The following is a 23,734-nucleotide window of genomic DNA, read 5'->3' as shown; positions in this document are numbered from 1 at the left end:
AAAACGGCCCTGCAAAGGGCCGTTTTCTGTTACGTGAGGCGAATTACTTCTTCTTCGCTTTCGCGTTTGGCAGGTCGGTGATGCTGCCTTCGAAGATCTCTGCCGCCAGGCCCACGGACTCGTGCAGAGTCGGGTGCGCGTGGATGGTCAGCGCGATATCTTCTGCATCGCAGCCCATCTCGATCGCCAGGCCAATCTCACCCAGCAGCTCGCCGCCGTTGGTGCCGACAATCGCACCACCAATCACGCGGTGAGTCTCTTTGTCGAAGATCAGTTTGGTCATACCTTCAGCGCAGTCAGAGGCGATAGCACGGCCGGATGCCGCCCACGGGAAGGTGGCGGTTTCGTAGCTGATGCCTTTCTCTTTCGCTTCTTTCTCGGTCAGACCGACCCAGGCAACTTCCGGCTCGGTGTAGGCGATCGATGGGATCACTTTCGGGTCGAAGTAGTGTTTCTTACCGGAGATCACTTCTGCCGCCACGTGGCCTTCATGCACGCCTTTGTGCGCCAGCATTGGCTGACCGACGATATCGCCGATGGCGAAGATGTGCGGCACGTTGGTACGCATCTGCTTGTCGACGCGGATAAAGCCACGATCGTCGACTTCCACGCCCGCTTTACCGGCGTCCAGACCTTTACCGTTCGGTACGCGGCCGATCGCCACCAGCACCGCGTCGTAACGCTGTGGTTCAGCCGGGGCTTTCTTGCCTTCCATGGTCACGTAGATACCGTCTTCTTTGGCTTCAACGGCGGTGACTTTGGTTTCGAGCATCAGGTTGAACTGCTTCTCGATACGTTTGGTGAAGACTTTCACCACGTCTTTATCGGCAGCCGGGATCACCTGGTCAAACATCTCAACCACGTCGATCTGCGAGCCCAGCGCGTGGTACACGGTACCCATTTCCAGACCGATAATACCGCCGCCCATCACCAGCAGGCGCTCAGGGACAGATTTCAGCTCCAGCGCATCGGTAGAGTCCCAGACGCGTGGGTCTTCATGAGGAATAAACGGCAGCTGAATCGGACGGGAACCCGCCGCGATGATCGCGTTGTCGAAGGTGATGGTGGTTGGGCCATTTTCGCCTTCCACTACCAGGGTGTTAGCGCCGGTGAATTTACCCAGGCCGTTAACTACTTTAACTTTACGGCCTTTGGCCATACCCGCCAGGCCGCCGGTCAGCTGGTTGATCACTTTCTCTTTCCAGCCGCGGATTTTGTCCACGTCGGTCTGAGGTTTACCGAACACTACGCCGTGGGCTTCCAGCGCTTTCGCTTCTTCAATCACCTTCGCCACGTGCAGCAGGGCTTTAGAAGGGATACAGCCAACGTTCAGACAGACACCACCGAGGGTGCTGTAGCGCTCAACGATTACGGTCTCCAGACCTAAATCCGCTGCACGGAAGGCTGCAGAGTAGCCTGCAGGACCTGCCCCAAGTACCACGACCTGAGTTTTAATTTCTGTACTCATCATGACCTCTTATATTGATGTACCGGCGGGTCAGACTGCTTGTGTCTCGACGTCCTTCTTCCACCGGGACGTATGCACCGCAAGAGTTTACAGAATTGTTAATAAACTGCAAACCGCGTTGCTACGAATCTCTAAAGCAAGGCCGGCAATTGCCGGCCTTGTTATCTTTTACATCACCAGACGGCGAATATCGGCCAGTGCCTGGTTGATGATGGTGATGAAGCGCGCACCATCAGCACCGTCGATCACCCGGTGGTCGAAGGAGAGCGACATCGGCATCATCAGACGCGGAACGAACTCTTTACCGTTCCACACCGGCTCCATCGCCGACTTGGAGACGCCGAGGATCGCCACTTCCGGCGCGTTAACGATCGGCGCGAAGTGAGTCGTCCCGATGCCACCGAGGCTGGAGATGGTGAAGCAGCCGCCCTGCATCTCGCCGGCGGTCAGCTTGCCGTCGCGCGCTTTTTTGGAGATGGCCATCAGCTCACGGGACAGTTCGGTAATGCCCTTGTTGTTGACGTCCTTGAACACCGGAACCACCAGACCGTTTGGCGTATCCACCGCCACACCGATGTTGATGTATTTCTTCAGCGTCAGCTTCTGGCCGTCTTCAGACAGTGAGCTGTTGAAGCGTGGCATCTGCTCAAGCGCAGCGGCAACGGCTTTCATGATGAACACCACCGGGGTGAACTTCACGTCCAGCTTGCGCTTCTCGGCTTCGGCGTTCTGCTGCTTGCGGAACGCTTCCAGATCGGTGATATCGGTTTTGTCGAAGTGAGTCACGTGTGGGATCATCACCCAGTTGCGGCTCAGGTTAGCACCCGAGATTTTCTGGATGCGGCCCATCTCGACTTCTTCGATCTCACCGAACTTGCTGAAGTCCACTTTCGGCCATGGCAGCATGCCAGGCAGACCGCCGCCGGCAGCTGGCGCTTCAGCGCGTTTCACCGCGTCTTTCACGTAGGTCTGCACGTCTTCTTTCAGAATACGGCCTTTACGACCGGTGCCTTTGACCTTCGCCAGGTTAACACCGAATTCGCGCGCCAGACGGCGGATCACCGGGGTGGCATGCACGTAGGCATCGTTTTCAGCGAAGTCAGATTTAGCGTCCGCTTTAGCAGGTGCTGCAGCCGGGGCCGCTTTCTCTTCCTGCTTAGCCGGAGCCGCCGCTGCCGGAGCAGCCGCCGCCGGTGCCGCAGCAGCAGGCGCAGCGCCGGCCACTTCAAACACCATCACCAGGGAACCGGTGCTGACTTTGTCGCCCGCGTTGACTTTGATCTCTTTCACGGTACCCGCGAACGGAGCCGGTACTTCCATTGAGGCTTTGTCGCCTTCAACGGTCAGAATCGACTGCTCGGCCTCAACGGTATCGCCCACTTTGACCATAATCTCGGTAACTTCAACTTCGTCGCCGCCGATGTCCGGTACGTGAACTTCTTTCGGGCCAGAGGCCGCAGCCGCAGGGGCCGCAGCCGGGGCAGCCGGAGCCGCCTCTTCTTTCTTCTCAGCGGCCGGAGCCGGTGCCGCAGCACCGCCCTCCGCTTCGAAGATCATGATCAGTTTGCCGGTTTCGACACGGTCGCCGGTGGCGACTTTGATCTCTTTAACCACACCGGCCTGCGGTGAAGGCACTTCCATGGAAGCCTTATCGCCTTCAACCACCAGCAGCGACTGCTCAACTTCTACTTTGTCGCCAACCTTGACCAGGATCTCGGTGACTTCAACTTCGTCCGCGCCGATATCCGGTACGTTAATTTCAATAGACATAACTCTTTACCTCTTACGCCAGACGCGGGTTAACTTTATCAGCATCGATATTGAACTTAGCGATCGCTTCCGCTACCACTTTCTTATCGATTTCGCCGCGTTTAGCCAGTTCACCCAGGGCAGCAACCACCACGTAGGATGCATCCACTTCGAAGTGGTGACGCAGGTTTTCACGGCTGTCTGAACGACCGAAGCCGTCAGTACCCAGCACACGGTAGTCGCTGGCAGGCACGTAGCTGCGAACCTGTTCTGCAAACAGTTTCATATAGTCGGTAGACGCCACCGCCGGTGCATCGTTCATCACCTGAGCGATGTACGGTACGCGTGGTTCGTCGGTTGGGTGCAGCATGTTCCAGCGCTCACAGTCCTGACCGTCGCGGGCCAGTTCGGTGAAGGAGGTCACGCTGTACACGTCAGAACCGACGCCGTAGTCTTTCGCCAGGATCTCTGCCGCATCACGCACGTGGCGCAGGATAGAACCTGAACCCAGCAGCTGCACTTTGCCTTTGCTACCTTCGATGCTGTCCAGCTTGTAGATACCCTTACGGATACCCTCTTCCGCGCCCTGCGGCATGGCTGGCATGTGGTAGTTTTCGTTCAGCGTGGTGATGTAGTAGTACACATTCTCCTGCGCTTCACCGTACATACGTACCAGGCCGTCGTGCATAATCACGGCCACTTCATAGGCGTAAGCCGGGTCGTAAGAGATACAGTTCGGGATAGTCAGCGACTGAATGTGGCTGTGACCATCTTCGTGCTGCAGACCTTCACCGTTCAGGGTGGTACGACCGGAGGTGCCGCCTACCAGGAAGCCGCGTGCCTGCTGGTCACCTGCTGCCCAGCACAGATCGCCGATACGCTGGAAACCGAACATGGAGTAGTAGATGTAGAACGGGATCATCGGCAGGTTGTTGGTGCTGTAAGACGTTGCCGCCGCCAGCCAGGATGCGCCTGCGCCCAGTTCGTTGATGCCTTCCTGCAGGATCTGACCTTTCTCGTCTTCTTTGTAGTAAGCAACCTGCTCACGGTCCTGCGGGGTGTACTGCTGGCCGTTCGGGCTGTAGATACCGATCTGACGGAACAGGCCTTCCATACCGAAGGTACGCGCTTCATCGGCGATGATTGGCACCAGGCGATCTTTGATCGACGGGTTCTTCAGCATCACGTTCAGGGCACGCACGAAGGCGATGGTGGTGGAGATCTCTTTGTTCTGCTCATCCAGCAGCTGACGGAAATCTTCCAGCGCAGGCATCTCCAGCTTCTCGCTGAAGGTGGCTTCGCGGGTTGGCACATAGCCACCCAGCTTCTGACGCTGTGCGTGCAGGTAAGTATGCTCTTCAGAGCCTTCTGCGAAGGTCACGTACGGCAGTTTTTCGATGTCAGCATCGGCAACCGGCACGTTGAAGCGGTCACGGATATGGCGCACGCCATCCATGTTCATCTTCTTCACCTGGTGGGCAATGTTTTTGCCTTCCGCGGTGTCGCCCATACCATAACCTTTGATGGTATGTGCCAGAATCAGTACCGGCTTGCCTTTGGTGTCCTGAGCTTTTTTCAGCGCCGCGTAGACTTTCTTCGGATCGTGGCCACCGCGGTTCAGAGAGAAGATCTCGTCGTCAGACCAGTCTTTCACCAGCGCGGCGGTTTCCGGGTATTTGCCGAAGAAGTGCTCGCGCACGTAGGCACCGTTTTTCGATTTGAAGGTCTGGTAGTCACCGTCAACGGTTTCGTTCATCAGCTGGATCAGCTTACCGCTGGTGTCGTTACGCAGCAGCTCGTCCCAACGACCGCCCCAGATCACTTTGATCACTTCCCAGCCGGCGCCGTTAAAGATGCCTTCCAGTTCGTTGATGATCTTACCGTTACCGGTGACCGGGCCGTCCAGGCGCTGCAGGTTGCAGTTGATGATGAACACCAGGTTGTCCAGCTTCTCGCGGGTGGCGATAGTGATCGCACCTTTGGATTCCGGCTCATCCATCTCACCGTCGCCGAGGAAGGCGTAAACGGTCTGCTGAGAGGTGTCTTTCAGGCCACGGTGTTCCAGGTACTTCAGGAACTTCGCCTGGTAAATTGCACCCAACGGCCCCAGGCCCATAGATACGGTCGGGAACTGCCAGAAGTCAGGCATCAGTTTCGGGTGCGGGTAAGAGGACAGGCCTTTACCGTGAACTTCCTGACGGAAGTTGTTCATCTGCTCTTCGGTCAGACGCCCTTCGAGGAACGCACGGGCATACACGCCCGGAGAGATGTGGCCCTGGAAGTACACCAGGTCGCCGCCGTCTTTTTCAGTACGCGCGCGGAAGAAGTGGTTAAAGCACACTTCATATACGGTAGCAGAAGACTGGAAGGAGGACATATGGCCACCCAGCTCCAGATCTTTCTTGGACGCACGCAGAACGGTCATGATCGCGTTCCAGCGGATGGCGGAACGAATACGACGCTCTAAAGAGCTGTTGCCCGGGTACTCCGGCTCGTCTTCAACGGCGATTGAGTTGATGTAGTTGCTGGCACCTGCGCCTGCAGCCACTTTAACGCCGCCTTTACGTGCTTCGCTCAGAACCTGATCGATCAGATACTGTGCGCGCTCAACACCTTCTTCACGGATGACCGATTCGATCGCCTGTAGCCAGTCGCGAGTTTCGATCGGATCCACGTCATTATTTAAACGTTCTGACATGGGGGTATTCCTTATCTGTGTCTACTTCGTTGAATTGTCTGGAGCCTGTCTCGCTGTGCTCTTGCCACCAGAACACAGTGAGACAGGCCCGTCGTTTTACGTGCTGCGCGATATCCGGGGCCTGGGCCCTCCGTCCACGCTTAGTCCTTACGTTGCTGTAAACGTCGCAAGGAGCGCTCTCTACGACTCTGCTCCCGACTTCTGTCCAGCAATACTTCCTCGATAAACGCCAGGTGACGGTGTGAAGCTTCACGGGCCTGCTCCGGCTCGCGTGCCACAATCGCCTGAAAAATACTGGCGCGGTGTTCACTCACCTTCGCCAGCATCTCCCGGCGTAAGTAGAGCATCTCGAAGTTCTGTCTGACGTTCTGTTCCAGCATCGGCCCCATACTGCGGAGCAAATGCAGCAGCACCACATTATGCGCTGCTTCTGTGACAGCAATCTGATACTGCATAACGGCACCGGCTTCGGCGTCAAGATCGCCGCTGTCCTGCGCGGTTTGGATCTGCAGGTGGCAGTCGCGGATGCGGGCAATATCATCGTCAGTGCCGCGCAGGGCGGCGTAATAGGCGGCAATCCCTTCCAGCGCATGACGCGTTTCTAACAGGTCAAACTGGGATTCCGGGTGTTCGGCAAGGAGTTCAATCAGCGGGTCGCTCATGCTGGCCCACAGGTTTTTCTGCACGAAGGTGCCACCGCCCTGACGGCGCAGCAGCAGACCTTTGGCTTCCAGGCGCTGGATAGCCTCGCGTAAAGAAGGGCGGGAAACGTCAAACTGCACCGCCAGCTCGCGCTCGGGCAGCAGTTTCTCTCCGGGACGCAGCGTCCCCTCCATAATCAGGGATTCAAGCTGCTGCTCGATAGCATCAGAGAGCTTTGGTTGGCGAATTTTGCTGTATGCCATTATCCCTTCTTCACCGATTTGCAGAGTAAATTGGTCATACCAATTCAAAAAAGACGCCCGTAAAGTAACAAAGTATTCACCTGATGTCCATATGGCAACCTGGCGAAACCAGACCGGGGTCTCGTTCCTGACAGGGGTTGTTAAACCCCGCCGGGCAGCGGGTTGAATGTACTGTTAATGTTAAAAAATCAAACTTTTTTGAAACATGGCAGCAGTTTAGTCGACGCTCCCTCCGCCTGAGGCCTCCGTAGAAAATGGCTTAATGCACTTCTTCTGCGACATAAAATTTTCATTACCTTACACAGCACGTTCGATGCATTTTCAACCACCCCGGTCAGCAGACAGCATAAAGAAAGTGCATTACGCCGCGCGCGGCACTATTCTCTGCGCGACGCAAGATTCGCAGACGTTTTCGTTACGGGATAAGCGTAAACATTTCAGTACGTTATTACCTTGCACCACTCTGGTAGCTAAAAATAAAAACCGCATCACGAGGAAGAGTATGGAACAACAGCAGGGCGACACGCTGCATCGCGGCTTAAAGAACCGCCACATTCAGCTGATCGCATTGGGCGGCGCCGTCGGCACCGGCCTGTTTCTGGGCAGCGCATCGGTGATCAAATCGGCCGGCCCCGCGGTCATTCTGGGTTACGCCATTGCCGGCTTTATCGCCTTTCTGATCATGCGCCAGATGGGCGAGATGATTGTGGAAGAGCCGGTGGCGGGCAGCTTCAGCCACTTTGCCCACAAATACTGGGGCCCGTTCGCCGGTTTTGCGTCCGGCTGGAATAACTGGGCGCTGTACGTGCTGGTGGCGATGGCCGAGCTGACCGCCGTGGGGAAATACATCCAGTTCTGGTACCCGGAGATCCCGACGTGGGCGTCTGCGGCGGTGTTCTTTGTGCTGATCAACGCCATCAACCTGACCAACGTGAAGATGTTTGGTGAGGTGGAGTTCTGGTTTGCCATTATTAAGGTGGTGGCGGTCGTCGCGATGATCGCCTTCGGCGGCTGGCTGCTGTTCAGCGGCAACGGCGGCCCGCAGGCCAGTGTAAGCAACCTGTGGAGCCACGGTGGCTTTATGCCCAACGGCTGGCACGGGCTGGTGATGATGATCGCCATCATTATGTTTTCGTTCGGCGGGCTGGAGATGATCGGCCTCACCGCGGCGGAAGCCGAGAACCCGCAGCAGAGCATCCCGAAAGCGATTAACCAGGTGCTGTGGCGCATCCTGATCTTCTACATTGGCTCGCTGACCGTGCTGCTGTCGCTGATGCCGTGGATGCGCATCAGCGAAGATACCAGCCCGTTTGTGCTGATCTTCCACGAGCTGGGCGACGGCCTGGTGGCCAACGCGCTGAACGTGGTGATCCTCACCGCCGCGCTGTCGGTCTATAACAGCTGCGTCTACAGCAACAGCCGGATGCTGTTTGGCCTGGCGCAGCAGGGCAACGCACCAAAAGCGCTGATGAAGGTCGACCGTCGCGGCGTGCCGGTAAACGCCATTCTGATCTCAGCGGCGGCCGCCGCGATCGGCGTGCTGATCAACTACCTGATGCCGGGCGAAGCCTTTAACCTGCTGATGTCGCTGGTCGTCTCGACGCTTATCATCAACTGGGCGATGATCAGCCTGGCGCACCTGCGCTTTCGCAAGCGCGCTAACCAGCAGGGGCTGCAGCCGCGCTTTAAGGCGCTGTTCTACCCGTTTGGCAACTGGCTGTGCCTGGCCTTTATGGCCGGCGTGCTGGTGATTATGGCGATGACGCCGGGCATGGCGATCTCGGTATGGCTGATTCCGGTGTGGATTGGCGTGCTGGCGGCAGGCTTTGCCGTTAAAGGTCGCGGCGTTCAGAGCTAATTCAGCCAAAGTCGCAGGCCGTTGCGGGGAGAGGCTGCCCCGGAACGGCCCTGCGATGCCAGTGACCACTGCCGGTCTTCGCTGACCCCGGCATTATCCTCACGGTGTTCACTGTGTTCACTGTGTTCACTGCCTCCACTGTCTCCACTGTCTCCACTGTCTTCACCTTATCCTGCTGCGCAATTTCCCGAACCACCGTCTTACGGCGCCCTCATCGCTTTTCTCCTTATCTTTATCCTTCCCTTTCGGTCCTCTTTATCTTCAGACCTTTGCCATCCCGCTGACGGCGGGGTCAGCTGCCGCTGTTCCTGAACCACGTTCATCTTGCCCGCCAGCCATAAGAGAATGTTATTCGTCATTTAATACAATTTGTGACAAAACAAAGGCGGTAAAAAGTGGGATGGCGCGCTGATTTTTTAGTCGATTATGCGTGGTATGAACAGAAAGCGAGTGCAAAGCACTGGGCATAGCACTATTCTCATGCTGAGGCTATGTTAAGACTCACATTTGCTTACATGACAGCGTAAAGTTTACGATACAGCGGGATAACAGGGCCTGCTGAACACACAATAAGAAAACATCACGAGGTTACACATGGGACAACAGCAGGGCGAAACGCTGCACCGTGGCCTGAAGAACCGCCACATCCAGCTGATCGCATTGGGTGGGGCCGTCGGTACCGGCCTGTTTCTGGGCAGTGCATCGGTTATTCAGTCGGCCGGGCCAGGGGTTATTCTTGGCTACGCCATTGCCGGTTTTATTGCCTTCTTAATTATGCGCCAGCTGGGTGAGATGGTCGTGGAGGAGCCGGTTGCCGGTTCATTCAGCCATTTTGCCTATAAGTACTGGGGTAACTTTGCCGGTTTTGCCTCCGGCTGGAACTACTGGGTGCTCTACGTGCTGGTGGCGATGGCCGAGCTGACCGCGGTCGGCAAATATATTCAGTTCTGGTACCCGGAGATCCCCACCTGGGCCTCTGCCGCCGCCTTCTTTGTGCTGATCAACGCCATCAACCTGACCAACGTCAAAGTGTTCGGTGAGATGGAGTTCTGGTTCGCCATTATCAAAGTAGCAGCGGTAATCGGTATGATCCTGTTCGGCGGCTGGCTGCTGTTCAGCGGCAACGCCGGCCCGCAGGCCACCGTGCGCAACCTGTGGGAACAGGGCGGCTTCCTGCCTCACGGCTTTACCGGGCTGGTGATGATGATGGCGATCATCATGTTCTCCTTTGGTGGCCTGGAGCTGGTCGGTATTACCGCCGCCGAAGCCGATAACCCGGAAACCAGTATCCCGAAAGCCACTAACCAGGTGATCTGGCGCATCCTGATCTTCTATATCGGCTCGCTGGCGGTGCTGCTGTCGCTGCTGCCGTGGACCCGCGTCACCGCCGATACCAGCCCGTTCGTGCTGATCTTCCATGAGCTGGGCGATGCGCTGGTAGCCAACGCGCTGAACGTGGTGATCCTCACCGCCGCGCTGTCGGTGTACAACAGCTGCGTGTACTGCAACAGCCGTATGCTGTTCGGCCTGGCGCAGCAGGGCAACGCCCCGAAAGCGCTGCTGAAAGTTGATGGCCGCGGCGTGCCGGTGCTGTCAATCGCCTTCTCAGCGGTGGCTACCGGGCTCTGCGTGCTGCTCAACTACCTGATGCCGGGTGAGGCCTTTGGCCTGCTGATGGCGCTGGTGGTCTCGGCGCTGGTGATTAACTGGGCGATGATCAGCTTGGCACACATCAAATTCCGTCGTAAGAAAGACCAGCAGGGCGTGAAAACCCGCTTCCCGGCGCTGTTCTACCCGCTGGGTAACTGGATCTGCCTGCTGTTCCTCGCCGGTATCCTGGTGCTGATGGCGATGACCCCGGGGATGGCGATCTCGGTGTGGCTGATCCCGGTGTGGATCGCGATTCTGGCGGTGGGTTACGTGATTAAGAACCGCAGCCAGCGCGCTTAATCATTACCTTTGCTTCTGTTTCGGCCAGCGCCCGCTGGCCGAACTGTTAACTGCTTCACACTTTCCCCCCGGCAGCGGTTTTGTCCATTTCTGCGACGCTTTCCCCCAGCGATACCTCGACGTAAAGCGTAAATACTGTTCTGAACCTTAACAGAGCAGGAGATACGGCCATGCAGGGCGAAAAGCTGTCCGTCAGAGAGAAAATCGGTTACGGCATGGGCGACGCGGGATGCAATATGATCGGCGGCGCAATCATGCTGTTCCTTAACTATTTCTACACCGATGTGTTTGGCCTGGCCCCGGCGCTGGTCGGCATACTGCTGCTGTCGGTGCGGGTGCTGGATGCGGTGACCGATCCGATTATGGGCGCGATTGCCGATCGCACGCAGAGCCGCTGGGGACGTTTCCGCCCCTGGCTGCTGTGGGTCTGCGTGCCCTACGTGCTGTTCAGCGTGCTGATGTTCACCACCCCGGAGTGGAGCTATAACAGCAAGGTGATCTGGGCGTTTGCCACCTACTTCCTGATGTCGCTCACCTATACCGCCATCAACATTCCCTACTGCTCGCTGGGTGGCGTCATCACCAGCGATCCGGGCGAGCGCGTCTCCTGCCAGTCGTACCGCTTTGTGATGGTTGGCGTGGCCACGCTGATCCTGTCGCTGACCCTGCTGCCGCTGGCCGACTGGTTCGGCGGCGACAATAAGGCGCGCGGCTATCAGATGGCGATGGGGGTAATGGCGCTGGTGGCGCTGCTGATGTTCCTGTTCTGCTTTGCCACGGTGCGCGAGCGCATCCGCCCCGCCGCCCCGACCAACGACGATATCAAAAATGACCTGCGCGATGCGTGGAAGAACGACCAGTGGGTGCGCATCCTGCTGCTGACGCTGTGCAACGTCTGCCCCGGCTTTATCCGTATGGCGGCCACCATGTACTACGTCACCTGGGTGATGCAGCAGTCCACCCACTTCGCCACGCTGTTTATCAGCCTTGGCGTGGTGGGCATGATGATCGGCAGCACGCTGGCCAAGGTGCTGACCGACCGCTGGTGCAAGCTGAAAGTGTTCTTCTGGACCAATATCGTGCTGGCGGTATTCTCCTGCGCGTTTTACTTCGTCAATCCGCAGGCGACGATGATGGTGCTGGTGCTCTACTTCCTGCTCAATATCCTGCACCAGATCCCCTCCCCGCTGCACTGGTCGCTGATGGCGGACGTCGACGATTACGGCGAATGGAAAACCGGCAAACGCATCACCGGCATCAGCTTCTCCGGCAACCTGTTCTTCCTTAAGGTCGGGCTGGCGGTGGCCGGGGCGATGGTCGGTTTTCTGCTGTCGTGGTACGGCTACGATGCCGGCGCGAAACAGCAGAGCGCCAGCGCCGTTAACGGCATCGTGCTGCTGTTTACCGTCATTCCCGGCATTGGCTATCTGGTAACCGCCGGTGTGGTACGCCTGCTGAAAGTTGACCGCACGCTGATGCTGCAGATCCAGCGTGACCTGGCACAACGCCGTGCCGATGCCCCGCACGCGGCCCCCGCTGCCGCCCTACAACCACAGGGTACTGACCCGCAAGGAGCCTCCCGATGAGCCACTGGCCAAACCCGTTGATCGAACAGCGCGCCGACCCGTTTATCCTGCGCCACGATAACCACTACTATTTTATCGCCTCGGTGCCCGAGTACGACCGGCTGGAGATCCGCCGCGCTGCGACGCTGGCCGGGCTGGCGACGGCCGCGGCCAGCGTGGTGTGGCGCAAGCCCACCAGCGGCCCGCAGAGCGCGCTGATCTGGGCACCGGAGCTGCACCGCATCGACGGACGGTGGGTGATTTACTACGCCGCCGCACCGTCGCAGGAGATCAAAGACGGCCTGTTCCAGCACCGTATGTACACCCTGACCTGCGACGATGCCGATCCGCTCAGCGGCCGCTGGGTCGATCGCGGGCGCATGGCGACGCCGATCGACAGCTTCTCGCTGGATGCCACCCACTTTGTCCATCAGGGACGCAACTGGTATCTGTGGGCGCAGAAAGACCCGGCGATTCCCGGCAACTCGAACCTCTATCTTGCCGGGCTGGCCACCCCGTGGCAGATCGCAGGACAGCCGGTAATGCTCAGCCGTCCACAGTATGAGTGGGAGTGCGCAGGTTTCAGCGTCAACGAGGGGCCGGCGGCGATCCGCCACGGTCAGCGCCTGTTCATCAGCTATTCGGCCAGCGCCACCGATGAAAACTACTGCATGGGGCTGCTGTGGATTGATGCGGATGCCGATCCGCTGATCGCAGAGAACTGGCAAAAATCGGCCGCGCCGGTGTTCAGCACCAGCTGGCAGAATCGTCAGTACGGACCGGGGCACAACAGCTTTACGCAGGGGGAGAACGGTGAGGACCTGCTGGTGTATCACGCACGCAACTACACCGAAATCGAGGGGGACCCGCTGTACGATCCAAACCGCCATACGCGGGTGAAAGCATTCACCTGGGACGCGGACGGCATGCCGGTATTTGGCACCCCGCCCGCGGATACGGCGTCAGACCAGCGTGCCGTAAATGGTTAGCAGCGCCACCACCACCACCAGCACCAGTGAAACCTTCTTCGCCAGCGCAACCGCCACGCGCGGAGTCTCCACCTTGTCCTGGTGGGGATCGCGCGCCAGCGAAAACTGTGCCAGCCGGGTCAGCACCTGATACTGCGGGGTGTGACGATCGCCCAGCGAGGCAAACCACGCCGGCAGCGCCCGTTCACCGTGGCCGAGCAGCGCGTAGGCCACGCCGGCGAGGCGCACCGGGATCCAGTCCAGCCAGTGCAGCAGCGCATCAATCCCGGACTGCGCGCGCGCCAGCGGCGTCTGCCGCTTCGCCAGCCAGCTCTGCCAGGCGCGCAGGAAGGCATAACCCACCAGCAGTACCGGCCCCCACGGGCCGCCCACCACAAACCAGAACAGCGGCGCGAGGTAGAAACGGAAGTTGATCCACAGCAGCGCGTTCTGCAGCTCGCACAGGTATTCACGCTCGCTGCACTCGCCCGGCAGCCCGTGGATCAGCGCCAGCTCTTCGGCCATCGCATTGTGCGCATCGGTATCGTTGCGGCCTGCGGCCTTCAGGTAGGCGTGATAGTGCAGCCGTACCGACCCGGCACCGATGCACAGCAGCCCGACGACGATCCAGAACAGCAGCTGCGGCAGGCCGAAGAACAGCCCACGTAGCGCCAGCAGGCAGAGCGCGGTCAGCGCCATCGCCAGCAGCACCATCAGCAGCGTGCGCAGCAGCGAAAAACGCTGGCGCGGGCGGAACAGCGGCTCCAGCAGGTGGTCCAGCTGCCAGTGTTCCCCCAGCTTAAACAGCCGTTCCCAGCCTAATACCAGTAATAAACTAAACAGCGTCATGGCTGAACCTCCGGTAAATGTGCCACAGGCTGCGCCAGCGCCGCGCGGAAACGACCCCAGTCAAAGGCCGGGCCGGGATCGGTTTTACGTTCGGGGGCGATATCGCTGTGGCCGGTAATATGTTGCGCCAGCGCAGGATAGTGGCCGATCAGCAGTTGGGTCACCGCCAGCAGCGCCTGATACTGCGCGTCGGTATAGGGCAGCGTATCGGTCCCCTCCAGTTCGATGCCAATCGAGAAGTCGTTACACGCCTCGCGCCCCTGATAGCAGGAGACGCCCGCGTGCCACGCGCGCAGATCGAAAGGGACGTACTGGACGATCTCGCCGTCACGGCGGATCAGACAGTGGGCGGCCACCTGCAGGTGGGCGATGGTGGCAAAATAGGGATCGGCGGTGGGATCGAGCGTACCGCTGAACAGCTGGTCAATCCACGGGCCGCCAAACTGGCCCGGCGGCAGGCTGATATTGTGAATAACCAGTAACGACGGCGTTTCATTGTCCGGACGCGGGTTAAAATGCGGCGAAGGTACGTGCCTGATGCCCGTGATCCAGCCCTGTTGCAACTGCATGCCCTGCTCCTCTGTGGTCAGATTGCCCTCAGATTAGCATGATTTTTTTCGGGCTAAGTAAACTTCTCCGCCGCGTCTGGCACCACAGAAAAAAATTTCTTTTTTTCTGCATCCGTTTTGCCTCCTCAACCGTAGATAGCAGTACAGGGCACGCCGTGCCTTCTTTCCCCAGAGGAACTGCTTATGAAAACGCTTATCTGCTCAGCCGTTTGTGCCACATTACTGTTCAGCACCGCATCAATGGCAGAAATGACCGCTAACACCGTGATGGTCGGCGGAGCGTCAATGTATCCGTCGCGCAACATCGTCGAGAATGCCCTGAATTCCAAAGACCACACCACGCTGGTAGCCGCCGTGAAGGCCGCGGGTCTGGTGGATACCCTGCAGGGTGCCGGCCCCTTCACCGTGTTTGCCCCCACGAATGCCGCCTTCAGCAAACTGCCGGCCGGCACCGTGGACAATCTGCTGAAACCGGAAAATAAAGCCATGCTGACCAGCGTGCTGACCTACCACGTGGTGGCGGGTAAATACGATATGAAAGCGCTGATGAAAAAGATTAAGCAGGGCAACGGCCACGCCGAGCTGAAAACGGTGAACGGCGCGCCGCTGTGGATCATGCAGAACGGCCCGCACAATATTCAGCTGAAAGATGAAAAAGGCAACGTCGCCAGTATCAGCACCTATGACGTACAGCAGAAAAATGGCGTGATCGACGTCATCGATACCGTACTGATGCCGTAAAACGTTATTGCGCCAGCACCTTAAGGGAAAGAATAAATATACCCGCTGAAGTCAAAATAATGGGTATACACTTTGTGCAGGGGGAATTCTGGATTTCCCCTCCCTCTGCACTTTTTTTCAGGACGCCTGATGACGGACGAGACCATAGACAGCCAGGTTCTGCTGCTGCAGGCCGTTGCTGCCGGGGATAAACGCGCATTTGAGGCCGTTTACCGCCGCTACTCACCCTGGCTGTTTGCTATCGCCCTGCGTATGGTTCGACGACGCGGCTGGGCCGAAGAAGTGCTCCACGACAGCTTCCTGATCGTCCTGCAGCGTGCCGCCAGCTATGACCCGGCGCTCAGCGCTCCGCAAACCTGGCTGACCCATATCGTCCGTAACCGCGCCATCGACTATCTGCGGCTGCAGGATAACCGCGCCCTTGAGCTGGAAGAGGAGGAAACCGTTATGGTGGAAACTGAATCCGGGGCGGAGCGCGAGGCCTTCAGCTCGGAGTCGCTCAGGCTGACGAATTGCCTGGCGCAGCTGTCAGCGGAGCAGCGGCAGAGCGTGACGCTGGCGTATTATCAGGGGCTGTCGCACGGTGAAATTGCGCTGCATCTGCAGCAACCCGCCGGCACGGTGAAAAGCTGGATCCGGCGCGCATTAATGCAACTGAAAGCGTGTGTGGGCCTATGAAAAGCAGACAGGATTATGATTCAGCGCTGGCCGCGGAATATGCCCTCGGCACCCTGCGCGGCGCGGCACGCCGCCGTTTTGCCCGCCGCCTGCCTCAGGAGCCGGCGCTGGCGGCCGAAGTCAGCCGCTGGCAGAACGCGCTTGCCGAACTCGACCGTAATCTCACCCCGGTGCAGCCCCCGGAGGCGGTGTGGCAGCGCATCGTTCGTTCGCTGCCCGCTGACCCCGCAGTACGGCGGCGCGTCAGCTGGCCGTGGCTCGGCTGGGCGCTGGCGGCCTCGTTTGCCGGCGCGCTGGTCTGGGTGCAGCTCAGCCCCTCCCCTGCGCCGGCACCGCAGGCGGTGGCGGTACTTAACGGTAGCCAGCAGGCGGGCAGCTGGGTGGTCAGCCTGAGCGCCGACCGTCGTCAGCTGACCGTGCAGGCGCTGGGCACCGCGGCGATACCGCCGCAGCACAGCCTGCAGCTGTGGCTGATCCCACCAGGGGAAAAACCGCAGTCGCTGGGTCTGCTGGCCGCCGATATCCGGCGACAGCAAACTCTTACCGCGCCTGAGCTGGCCGGGCAGCCGCTGCTGGCCATCAGCCTCGAACCGCAGGGCGGCTCCCCGACCGGGCTGCCGACCGGCCCGGTGCTGTTCAGCGGGCCGGTGACCCGGTTGTAGCCACTGCAGCAGGCAGGATGAGTGCCAGGGATGTAAAGGTGACGCTGAGTTTCACCCGACCGGAGGAGTGGGCATTTGCCAACGGCGAGATGTTCAGTCCGGCTCAGGCGACTGCTGACAACGGGGCGGCAACCAGGCTAGCATGTCGCCACTGTTAGCCGACCTTTCGGAGTTAAGCCATGACATCCCGCCGTTACGATCCGGACCACCGCCGCACGGAACTGATGGAGCGCATTGAGGACGATATCCCCCCCGCCGTGGCCCAGGCGCTGCGGGAAGACCTGGGCGGGGATGTCGATGCCGATAACGACATCACTGCCAGCCTGCTCAGCGCCGATACCCCAGCCCACGCGGTGGTGATTACCCGTGAACCCGGCATTTTCTGCGGCAAGCGCTGGGTGGAAGAGGTCTTTATCCAGCTGGGCAATAAAGCGAAGCTGGTCTGGCACGTGGAGGATGGCGATAAGCTGGTTGCCGACCAGCCGCTGTTTGAAATCACCGGCCCGGCACCGCTGCTGCTCACCGCCGAGCGCACCGCGCTGAACTTTGTGCAGACGCTCTCCGGCGTGGCCACCGAAGTCAGCCGCTATGTCGCACTACTGGAAGGCACCCGCACTCAGCTGCTGGATACGCGCAAAACCCTGCCGGGGCTGCGTACCGCGCTGAAGTACGCCGTGCTGTGCGGCGGCGGTGCCAACCACCGGCTGGGGCTGTCGGACGCCTTTCTGATCAAAGAGAACCACATCATCGCCTGCGGCTCGATTAGCAAAGCGGTGGAGAAAGCCTTCTGGCTGCACCCGGACGTGCCGGTAGAGGTAGAAGTGGAGTCGCTGGAGGAGCTGGAGCAGGCGCTGCAGGCCGGGGCCGATATCGTGATGCTGGACAACTTCAGCGTGGAGCAGATGCGTGAAGCGGTGAAGCTGAGCGATAACCGGGCGCTGCTGGAAGTCTCCGGTAACGTCACCGACCAGACGCTGCGCACCTTTGCCGAAACCGGCGTGGACTATATCTCGGTCGGCGCGCTGACCAAGCACGTGCGGGCGCTGGATCTATCGATGCGCTTCCGCTAACCGCCGCGGTTTACGCTCCCCCCTCTGCTGGCCAGCCGGCGTGATGCTCACCTCACGCCGGCTGGCCTTTTTTGTCTGATTCTGCGGCGCGCCTCCTTTCCTCGCTGTACCCCGCTGCAACCGGTAAAATAGCCTGTGCCCTGCCTCTGAACCCGATGCCGTCCCGCTGGCCTCTCCCCGGGTTTGCGCTGACCCTGTCCCACACCGAACGCCAGCGGGGAGCACAAATGACATTAGATAATTAGATTTTAAATTTGAAATAATCAGATTTAAGGCCTACTATCTAATTACCCCGTCTGGCGACCTGACGCCAATGGGGGAAGAATGGGAAACGTACTCTGGTCCAAGCGGGCCTTAAAGCAGCTGCTGACGATCGATCGTCGCTATCGACAGGCCATCAAGGATAAGACCGCCCAGCTGGTGGCCTTCCCGCCGGTGATCCTCGATGTGAAAAAGCTGGAGGGGGAAGAGAACTACCACCGGCTGCGGGTGGGCGACTACAGAGTGATTTTTGAACTGGTACAGGGTAAGCCACTGGTGCTGCTGATCCAGCAGGTGAAACGCCGAACCAGCCGGACTTACTGAAACGCCGGTATTACCGGTTGAGAAAGGAGGCGCAATGTCCAAACAATATATCTATGACGGCCTGGGCAACATCCAGTTTGTGGTGCTGCCCGTTACCGACTACGAACAGCTGCTTGCCGCCGCCGGGCCAGGCTGGGCCAACCTCGATTACGCGGCGGCTGCCGACGATAATGAAACCGTACCGCAGGAGGTGGTGAGCATTATGGTCGATCAGGACGTCAGCCTGCAGGCCGCCTGGCGCATCCACCGCGGGCTGTCACAGTACGAGGTGGCGGAAAAACTCGGCACTACCCAGTCCGCGGTTTCTCAGTGGGAGCGTGCCGACAGTAAACCGCAGAGAAAAACCCGCGAGCGTCTGGCACGGCTCTACGCCTGCCGCCCGGAGCAGCTGCTGCTGTGACCCGCTGACGCCGCCGGCTTTTTCCCGGCAGCGCTGACAGATCTGCCCACCTGCGTTGCTGTAAAACAGAACCGCCCCGCTCCGGCGACCGGCGGTTTTTTTGCGCCTGCGGTTCTGTTTTTGTGCGCCCTGTTCCGCTATGAGAGTGAAAGCTGCAAGCTACAAATTCTGTTTGCGCAGCGCCTCTGAACCCCGCAACCGGCCGCTGGCTGCCCCCTTTTCCCGGCGCTATGGTGCCCTTCTGTTAACCACAAGGAGGTTTACCATGCGTCTGCAACAGGGCTTTACCCTGATTGAACTGATGATCGTCATCGCGATCGTCGCCATTCTCAGCGCCATCGGGCTGCCCGCTTATCAGGGCTATCTGCAGAAGGCGGCGCTGACCGATATGCTGCAAACCGCGATGCCGTATAAAACCGCCGTTGAGCTGTGCGCCATTGAGCACGGCGGTGCCGGCAGCTGCAGCGCCGGGACCAACGGTGTTCCGGCCGCGCGCACTTCCCGCTACGTGTCACAGCTGACCGTGGTGGCAGGTACCCTGCTGCTGACCGGCCAGGAGAACCTGCAGGGCCTGAGCGTCACGCTGAAACCGCAGTGGCACAGCGAAGACGGCATGCTCAGCTGGCAGCGCAGCTGCGCCAGCGACAACGGCAGCCTGAAAGAGGCCTGCCAGGCGCTGTTCCGCTTCGATGACGTGGAGGAGAAACCATGAGCCCCGCTACCCGTCGCGCCGTTGAATCGATCTGCCAGCGCTATCAGGCGGTAATCGTCGAGTGTACCCCGCAGCGGCTGCATATCGCGCTGGCCGAAACGCCCTCGAACGAGATGATGACCGCGCTGCGCTTCGCCACTAACTGCGCGATTGAAGTGGAGTGCTGGCCGCAGGCCCGACTGGAGCAGTTCATCCAGCGGGAAGCTCCCGCCGCCCGCCACGTGGCAAAAGAGCAGCATCAGGAGCACGACGGCAGTACCGTGGATAAGGTCAACGCGCTGCTGCAGATGGCGTTACAGAAGCGAGCTTCCGACGTGCATATTGAACCGCAGGAGAGCGGCGTGCGCATCCGCCTGCGGGTGGACGGCGTGCTGCAGCCGTTGCAGGGCAGCGGCAACGCCGGCAGCGCGCCGCTGATCGCCCGGCTGAAGATCCTCGCCAGCCTCGATATTGCCGAACGCCGGGTGCCGCAGGACGGGCAGTTCTCGCTGCCGATGAATGAGTCCACCGCGTCGTTTCGGCTGTCGACGCTGCCCACCCGCTTCGGTGAGAAAGCGGTGGTGCGGCTGCTGCAGAGCGACGCGCAGGCGATCTCGCTGGACAAGCTGGGGATGCCTGCGCCGTTGCTGAAGCGCTACCGCGAGGCTCTGTCACGGCCGCAGGGGCTGATTCTGGTCACCGGCCCCACCGGCAGCGGCAAGACCTTTACCCTTTACAGCGGGCTGAGCTGGCTCAATATCGCCTCGCGCAACCTGTGCAGCGTGGAAGATCCGATTGAGATCCCACTGGCCGGCGTCAACCAGACCCAGATCCACCCCAAAGCCGGGCTGGATTTTCACCGGGTGCTGCGATCGCTGCTGCGCCAGGATCCGGACGTGATCATGATCGGCGAGATCCGCGACGGCGAAACCGCCGAGATCGCGGTGAAGGCCGCGCAGACCGGCCACCTGGTGCTCTCCACCCTGCACACCAACTCCACCACCGAAACGCTGGTGCGTCTGGGGCAGATGGGGGTGCCCGGCTACCTGTTGGCCTCGGCGCTGAAGCTGGTGATTGCCCAGCGGTTACTGCGGCGGCTCTGCCCGCACTGCCGCCAGCCGGCGGAGGCCACCGGGCATTTCCCCGCGCATATCTGGCCGGGGACGGTGCAGAACTGGCGGGCGGTGGGCTGCGAGCGCTGTTTTTCCGGCTACTACGGCCGGCTGGCGCTGTTTGAGCTGCTGCCGGTCAGCGGGCGGCTGCAGAACGCGCTGGCGCAAAACGCCAGCCCGGAGACGCTGGCGGAAATTGCCCGCCAGCAGGGTATGAACACGCTGTTTACCGAAGGGCTGCACTGCGTCAACCGCGGCGACACCACGCTGGAGGAGCTGAACCGGGTGGCGGGAAACGGAGGAGAATAGATGGCTTTCATGCGGCTAAAAACCTGCGGGCATCCTGTTAAACCTACCTTTACTGCATACACCGGCTGCACCTGGCCAGCCCTGCCCGTATCGGTAAGCGGCGCAAAACAGGCCGCGTCGGCCTGGTCTGCAGGGCTGTTGCGATGATCCCGCGCATGCTGTTCCGCTGGCAGGCGCTGGATGCGGCAGGTGCCCTGCACCAGGGGGCTGTTTTTGCCGCCAGCGCGGTTGAGGTGACCGAACGGCTGGCCGCTGCCGGGCAGCTGCCGCTGCATATTTCGCGTGGCCGCCGTTACCGCAGCGTCAGCTGGCGCTGGCAGCAGAAAACGGCGTTTATCCGCCAGCTGGCGACGCTGCTGAAGGCCGGTATGCCGCTGGCGGGCGGGCTGCTGCTGCTGGCGGAGGGGCACCCGGAAGCGGGCTGGCAGGCGTTGCTGATGCAGTTGCAACAGCGCATCAGCAGCGGTGCCCCCTTCTCTGAGGCGCTGGAAGCCTGGCCGGACGTGTTCCCGCCGCTCTACCCGGCGCTGATCCGCATCGGTGAACTGACCGGGGAGCTGGATGCCTGCTGCCTGCAGCTGGCAGAACAGCAGGAACGCCAGCAGCAGCTGCAGCAGAAGGTTAAGAAAGCGCTGCGCTACCCGCTGCTGGTGCTGGCCGTGGCGCTGCTGGTTACCGGCGGTATGCTGCTGTTTGTACTGCCGGAGTTTGTGGCGATCTACCGCACCTTTAACGCGCCGCTGCCGCCGTTTACCGCTGCGGTGATCGCCCTCTCCGGCCTGCTCAGCCGCCAGGCCCCGCTGCTGGCGGGCCTGACGCTGGCCTGCGGGCTGGCCTGGCGCTGGCAGCGGCGGCGATCGCCCGCGTGGCGCAGGGGCGAGCAGCGGCTGCTGCTGCGGCTGCCGCTGGTTTCACCGCTGTGGCGCGGCAGCCAGCTCAGCCAGATCTTCACTACCCTGGCGCTCACCCAGCACGCCGGGCTGACGCTGCTCGACAGCCTGCAGGCGGTGGAAAAAACGCTGCGCGCCGGCCTGTGGCGTGAGGCGGTTCAGCAACTGCAACAGCATATTGCCGAAGGTCACCCCCTGCATCAGGCGTTGCGGGGGCATACGCTGTTTACGCCGCTCTGCTGCCAGCTGATTAAGGTGGGCGAAGAGTCCGGTTCGCTGGATGCGCTGCTCGCGCGGCTGGCCAGCTGGCATGAAACCCGTTCCCACCAGCTGGCCGATGCGCTGGCGGCGGCGCTGGAGCCGCTGATGATGCTGGTAACCGGCGGTATCGTTGGTACCCTGGTGGTGGCAATGTATCTGCCGGTGTTCAACCTGGGGGACGCACTGGGGTAAAAGGCTGCCTGTCAGAATGTTACAAATGCCGTCAAAAACGCGCCGCCAGGACTGCGAAAATTTAACGAATTACGCTACAATCGGCTAAATCTTTCTGTAACCCTGTCCTGTGATGTGTGCCCCGATTTTGCTGACGTCCGCACGGAAATCCCCTGTTAACGCCGCACGCAGCCCTTCGCAGGACGACGGGAGGTAACCTGTGCGCTATATCGTGGCGCTGACCGGCGGCATCGGCAGCGGAAAAAGTACCGTCGCCAACGCCTTTGCGGCGCTGGGCATTGATATTGTCGATGCCGACATCATTGCACGCCAGGTCGTTGAGCCCGGCCAGCCGGCGCTGGCCGCTATCCATGCGCGCTTCGGCGATGCGATCCTGCTGGCCGACGGCGGACTAAACCGCGCCGTTCTGCGACAGAAAATCTTCAGTTCGCCAGAGGATAAACGCTGGATTAACAATCTTTTACATCCACTGATTCACGCGGAGACGCAGCGCCAGTTAGCATTAGCGCGTTCAGCCTGGTGCCTGTGGGTGGTGCCGCTGCTGGTTGAGAACCATCTGCAGCATCTGGCCAGCCGGGTCCTGGTGGTTGACGTGGACAGAGAAACTCAGCTATCCCGCACTATGGCGCGCGACGGCATTGGCCGGCAACAGGCCGAAAATATTCTGGCTGCCCAGGCAACGCGCGAAGCGCGCCTGGCGGTGGCCGACGACATTATTGATAACGGTGCCTCACCGGATGCGGTGAAAGAGCACGTTGCCGAACTAAACCAGCGCTATCTGGCGCTGGCGGCGGCAAGCGATCGGGATTAACAGCATGAGCACAACGGTTCTTTTTGAGTACCCTTTAAACGAAAAAATGCGCACCTGGCTGCGCATTGAGTTTTTACTCGCCCAGCTGGTCGCCAGCCAGCAGGTTACCGACCATCTGAGCGCGCTGACCTTCTTCCGCAACGCGGCCGAGCTGCTGGACGTGTTTGAGCGCGGCGAGCTGCGTACCGATATTGTGAAAGAGCTGGACCGTCAGCAGCAGAAACTGCAGCAGTGGACGGACGTTCCCGGCGTCGATCTCAGCCGGATTGACGGGCTGCGCCAGGATCTGAAAAGCCGGGCCACCGCGCTGATGGCGGCACCGCGCATTGGCCAGCAGCTGCGCGAAGACCGGCTGATTAGCCTGGTGCGCCAGCGCTTAAGCATTCCGGGCGGTTGCTGCAGCTTCGATCTGCCGACGCTGCACATCTGGCTGCACGTCGACCAGCAGGTTCGCGATGAACAGGTGGCGCGCTGGATGACCTCTCTGGCGCCAATCCGTGAGGCGCTGACGCTGATTCTGGATCTGATCCGTCAGTCCGGCAGCTTCCGCAACCACACCAGTCTGAACGGTTTTTTCCAGGATAACGCCGAAGGTGCCGATCTGCTGCGCCTGCAGCTGCAGCTGGAAGATTCACTGTACCCGCAGGTTTCCGGCCATAAGAGCCGCTACGCGATCCGCTTTATGCCGCTGGACAGCGAGCGCGGCGAAGTGCCCGCGCGGCTCGATTTTGACCTGGCCTGCTGTTAAGGAGC

Annotated in this window: 21 protein-coding genes; 15 read left to right on the top strand and 6 right to left on the bottom strand. The window is 60.2% G+C overall.

All coding sequences use genetic code 11. The features are described 5' to 3' along the window. Positions 1-43: 43 nt before the first annotated feature. The 4 genes from lpdA to pdhR all read right to left on the bottom strand — a co-directional run bounded on the left by lpdA (position 44) and on the right by pdhR (position 6,820). Entirely contained in the window at positions 44-1,468 is a 1,425-nt protein-coding gene (gene lpdA / locus ASF13_RS11115) for a dihydrolipoyl dehydrogenase (protein ID WP_056236394.1), read from the bottom strand. Positions 1,469-1,636: 168 nt separating this feature from the next. After that, the gene (aceF, locus tag ASF13_RS11110; RefSeq protein ID WP_056236145.1) at positions 1,637-3,238 is read right to left on the bottom strand and encodes a pyruvate dehydrogenase complex dihydrolipoyllysine-residue acetyltransferase; all 1,602 of its coding nucleotides are present in this window, start codon (positions 3,236-3,238) and stop codon (positions 1,637-1,639) included. Positions 3,239-3,251: 13 nt separating this feature from the next. Beyond that, positions 3,252-5,915, bottom strand: coding sequence for a pyruvate dehydrogenase (acetyl-transferring), homodimeric type (aceE, locus tag ASF13_RS11105; RefSeq protein ID WP_056236142.1), 2,664 nt, complete (start codon positions 5,913-5,915; stop codon positions 3,252-3,254). A gap of 140 nt (positions 5,916-6,055) precedes the next feature. Further along, the gene (gene pdhR / locus ASF13_RS11100) at positions 6,056-6,820 is read right to left on the bottom strand and encodes a pyruvate dehydrogenase complex transcriptional repressor PdhR (protein ID WP_056236138.1); all 765 of its coding nucleotides are present in this window, start codon (positions 6,818-6,820) and stop codon (positions 6,056-6,058) included. A 502-nt stretch (positions 6,821-7,322) separates the two neighbouring features. On the opposite strand from pdhR, the gene aroP (ASF13_RS11095) reads away from it, so the two are divergent. The 4 genes from aroP (ASF13_RS11095) (at position 7,323) to ASF13_RS11075 (ending at position 13,182) form a co-directional block, all read left to right on the top strand. After that, positions 7,323-8,678 carry an aromatic amino acid transporter AroP gene (gene aroP / locus ASF13_RS11095; protein WP_056236136.1) on the top strand — a complete coding sequence of 452 codons (1,356 nt, stop codon included), beginning with the start codon at positions 7,323-7,325 and terminating at the stop codon, positions 8,676-8,678. Between the two features lie 594 nt (positions 8,679-9,272). Next, positions 9,273-10,628 carry an aromatic amino acid transporter AroP gene (gene aroP / locus ASF13_RS11085; protein ID WP_056236131.1) on the top strand — a complete coding sequence of 452 codons (1,356 nt, stop codon included), beginning with the start codon at positions 9,273-9,275 and terminating at the stop codon, positions 10,626-10,628. Positions 10,629-10,798: 170 nt separating this feature from the next. Continuing rightward, positions 10,799-12,214 carry a glycoside-pentoside-hexuronide (GPH):cation symporter gene (locus ASF13_RS11080; protein WP_056236129.1) on the top strand — a complete coding sequence of 472 codons (1,416 nt, stop codon included), beginning with the start codon at positions 10,799-10,801 and terminating at the stop codon, positions 12,212-12,214. Beyond that, positions 12,211-13,182 carry a family 43 glycosylhydrolase gene (locus ASF13_RS11075; protein WP_056236127.1) on the top strand — a complete coding sequence of 324 codons (972 nt, stop codon included), beginning with the start codon at positions 12,211-12,213 and terminating at the stop codon, positions 13,180-13,182. The genes ASF13_RS11080 and ASF13_RS11075 overlap by 4 nt, the downstream gene beginning before the upstream one ends. Here the strand turns inward: ASF13_RS11075 and ampE are convergent. Continuing rightward, entirely contained in the window at positions 13,156-14,010 is an 855-nt protein-coding gene (gene ampE / locus ASF13_RS11070; RefSeq protein WP_056236124.1) for a beta-lactamase regulator AmpE, read from the bottom strand. The genes ASF13_RS11075 and ampE overlap by 27 nt on opposite strands. Continuing rightward, complete coding sequence (gene ampD, locus ASF13_RS11065) at positions 14,007-14,579, bottom strand: 1,6-anhydro-N-acetylmuramyl-L-alanine amidase AmpD (protein ID WP_056236121.1); 573 nt, start codon at positions 14,577-14,579, stop codon at positions 14,007-14,009. Before ampD ends, ampE begins: the two co-directional genes overlap by 4 nt. A 183-nt stretch (positions 14,580-14,762) precedes the next feature. Here ampD and ASF13_RS11060 point away from each other — a divergent pair, with 183 nt between their 5' ends. The 11 genes from ASF13_RS11060 (at position 14,763) to zapD (ending at position 23,729) form a co-directional block, all read left to right on the top strand. Continuing rightward, the gene (locus tag ASF13_RS11060; protein ID WP_056236118.1) at positions 14,763-15,320 is read left to right on the top strand and encodes a fasciclin domain-containing protein; all 558 of its coding nucleotides are present in this window, start codon (positions 14,763-14,765) and stop codon (positions 15,318-15,320) included. A 129-nt stretch (positions 15,321-15,449) separates the two neighbouring features. Continuing rightward, positions 15,450-15,998, top strand: coding sequence for a sigma-70 family RNA polymerase sigma factor (locus ASF13_RS11055; protein ID WP_056236114.1), 549 nt, complete (start codon positions 15,450-15,452; stop codon positions 15,996-15,998). Next, positions 15,995-16,660 carry an anti-sigma factor domain-containing protein gene (locus ASF13_RS11050; protein WP_056236112.1) on the top strand — a complete coding sequence of 222 codons (666 nt, stop codon included), beginning with the start codon at positions 15,995-15,997 and terminating at the stop codon, positions 16,658-16,660. The genes ASF13_RS11055 and ASF13_RS11050 overlap by 4 nt, the downstream gene beginning before the upstream one ends. Positions 16,661-16,839: 179 nt before the next feature. Then, positions 16,840-17,730: a carboxylating nicotinate-nucleotide diphosphorylase gene (gene nadC / locus ASF13_RS11045; RefSeq protein ID WP_056236109.1), complete on the top strand. Its 891-nt coding sequence runs from the start codon at positions 16,840-16,842 to the stop codon at positions 17,728-17,730. Positions 17,731-18,054: 324 nt separating this feature from the next. Then, complete coding sequence (locus tag ASF13_RS11040) at positions 18,055-18,315, top strand: type II toxin-antitoxin system RelE/ParE family toxin (protein WP_056236104.1); 261 nt, start codon at positions 18,055-18,057, stop codon at positions 18,313-18,315. A gap of 34 nt (positions 18,316-18,349) precedes the next feature. Next, positions 18,350-18,715: a helix-turn-helix domain-containing protein gene (locus ASF13_RS11035; protein ID WP_056236101.1), complete on the top strand. Its 366-nt coding sequence runs from the start codon at positions 18,350-18,352 to the stop codon at positions 18,713-18,715. Positions 18,716-18,980: 265 nt separating this feature from the next. Continuing rightward, positions 18,981-19,427, top strand: coding sequence for a prepilin peptidase-dependent pilin (ppdD, locus tag ASF13_RS11030; protein ID WP_056236097.1), 447 nt, complete (start codon positions 18,981-18,983; stop codon positions 19,425-19,427). Beyond that, the gene (gspE, locus tag ASF13_RS11025; RefSeq protein ID WP_056236096.1) at positions 19,424-20,827 is read left to right on the top strand and encodes a type II secretion system protein GspE; all 1,404 of its coding nucleotides are present in this window, start codon (positions 19,424-19,426) and stop codon (positions 20,825-20,827) included. The genes ppdD and gspE overlap by 4 nt, the downstream gene beginning before the upstream one ends. A gap of 143 nt (positions 20,828-20,970) precedes the next feature. Further along, positions 20,971-22,170 (top strand): protein transport protein HofC, encoded by a 1,200-nt coding sequence (gene hofC, locus ASF13_RS11020; RefSeq protein ID WP_056236093.1) that lies wholly within the window; start codon positions 20,971-20,973, stop codon positions 22,168-22,170. 199 nt (positions 22,171-22,369) lie between these two features. Continuing rightward, positions 22,370-22,981: a dephospho-CoA kinase gene (gene coaE / locus ASF13_RS11015; RefSeq protein ID WP_056236090.1), complete on the top strand. Its 612-nt coding sequence runs from the start codon at positions 22,370-22,372 to the stop codon at positions 22,979-22,981. A 4-nt stretch (positions 22,982-22,985) separates the two neighbouring features. Next, entirely contained in the window at positions 22,986-23,729 is a 744-nt protein-coding gene (gene zapD / locus ASF13_RS11010) for a cell division protein ZapD (RefSeq protein WP_056236088.1), read from the top strand. The last annotated feature ends 5 nt before the right edge of the window (positions 23,730-23,734 follow it).

Origin of the sequence: Erwinia sp. Leaf53, from assembly GCF_001422605.1 — a bacterium.
Classification (GTDB): Bacteria; Pseudomonadota; Gammaproteobacteria; order Enterobacterales; family Enterobacteriaceae; genus Erwinia.
The sequence above is the reverse complement of the archived record's forward strand: the minus strand, read 5'-3'. Positions and strand labels throughout refer to the sequence as shown.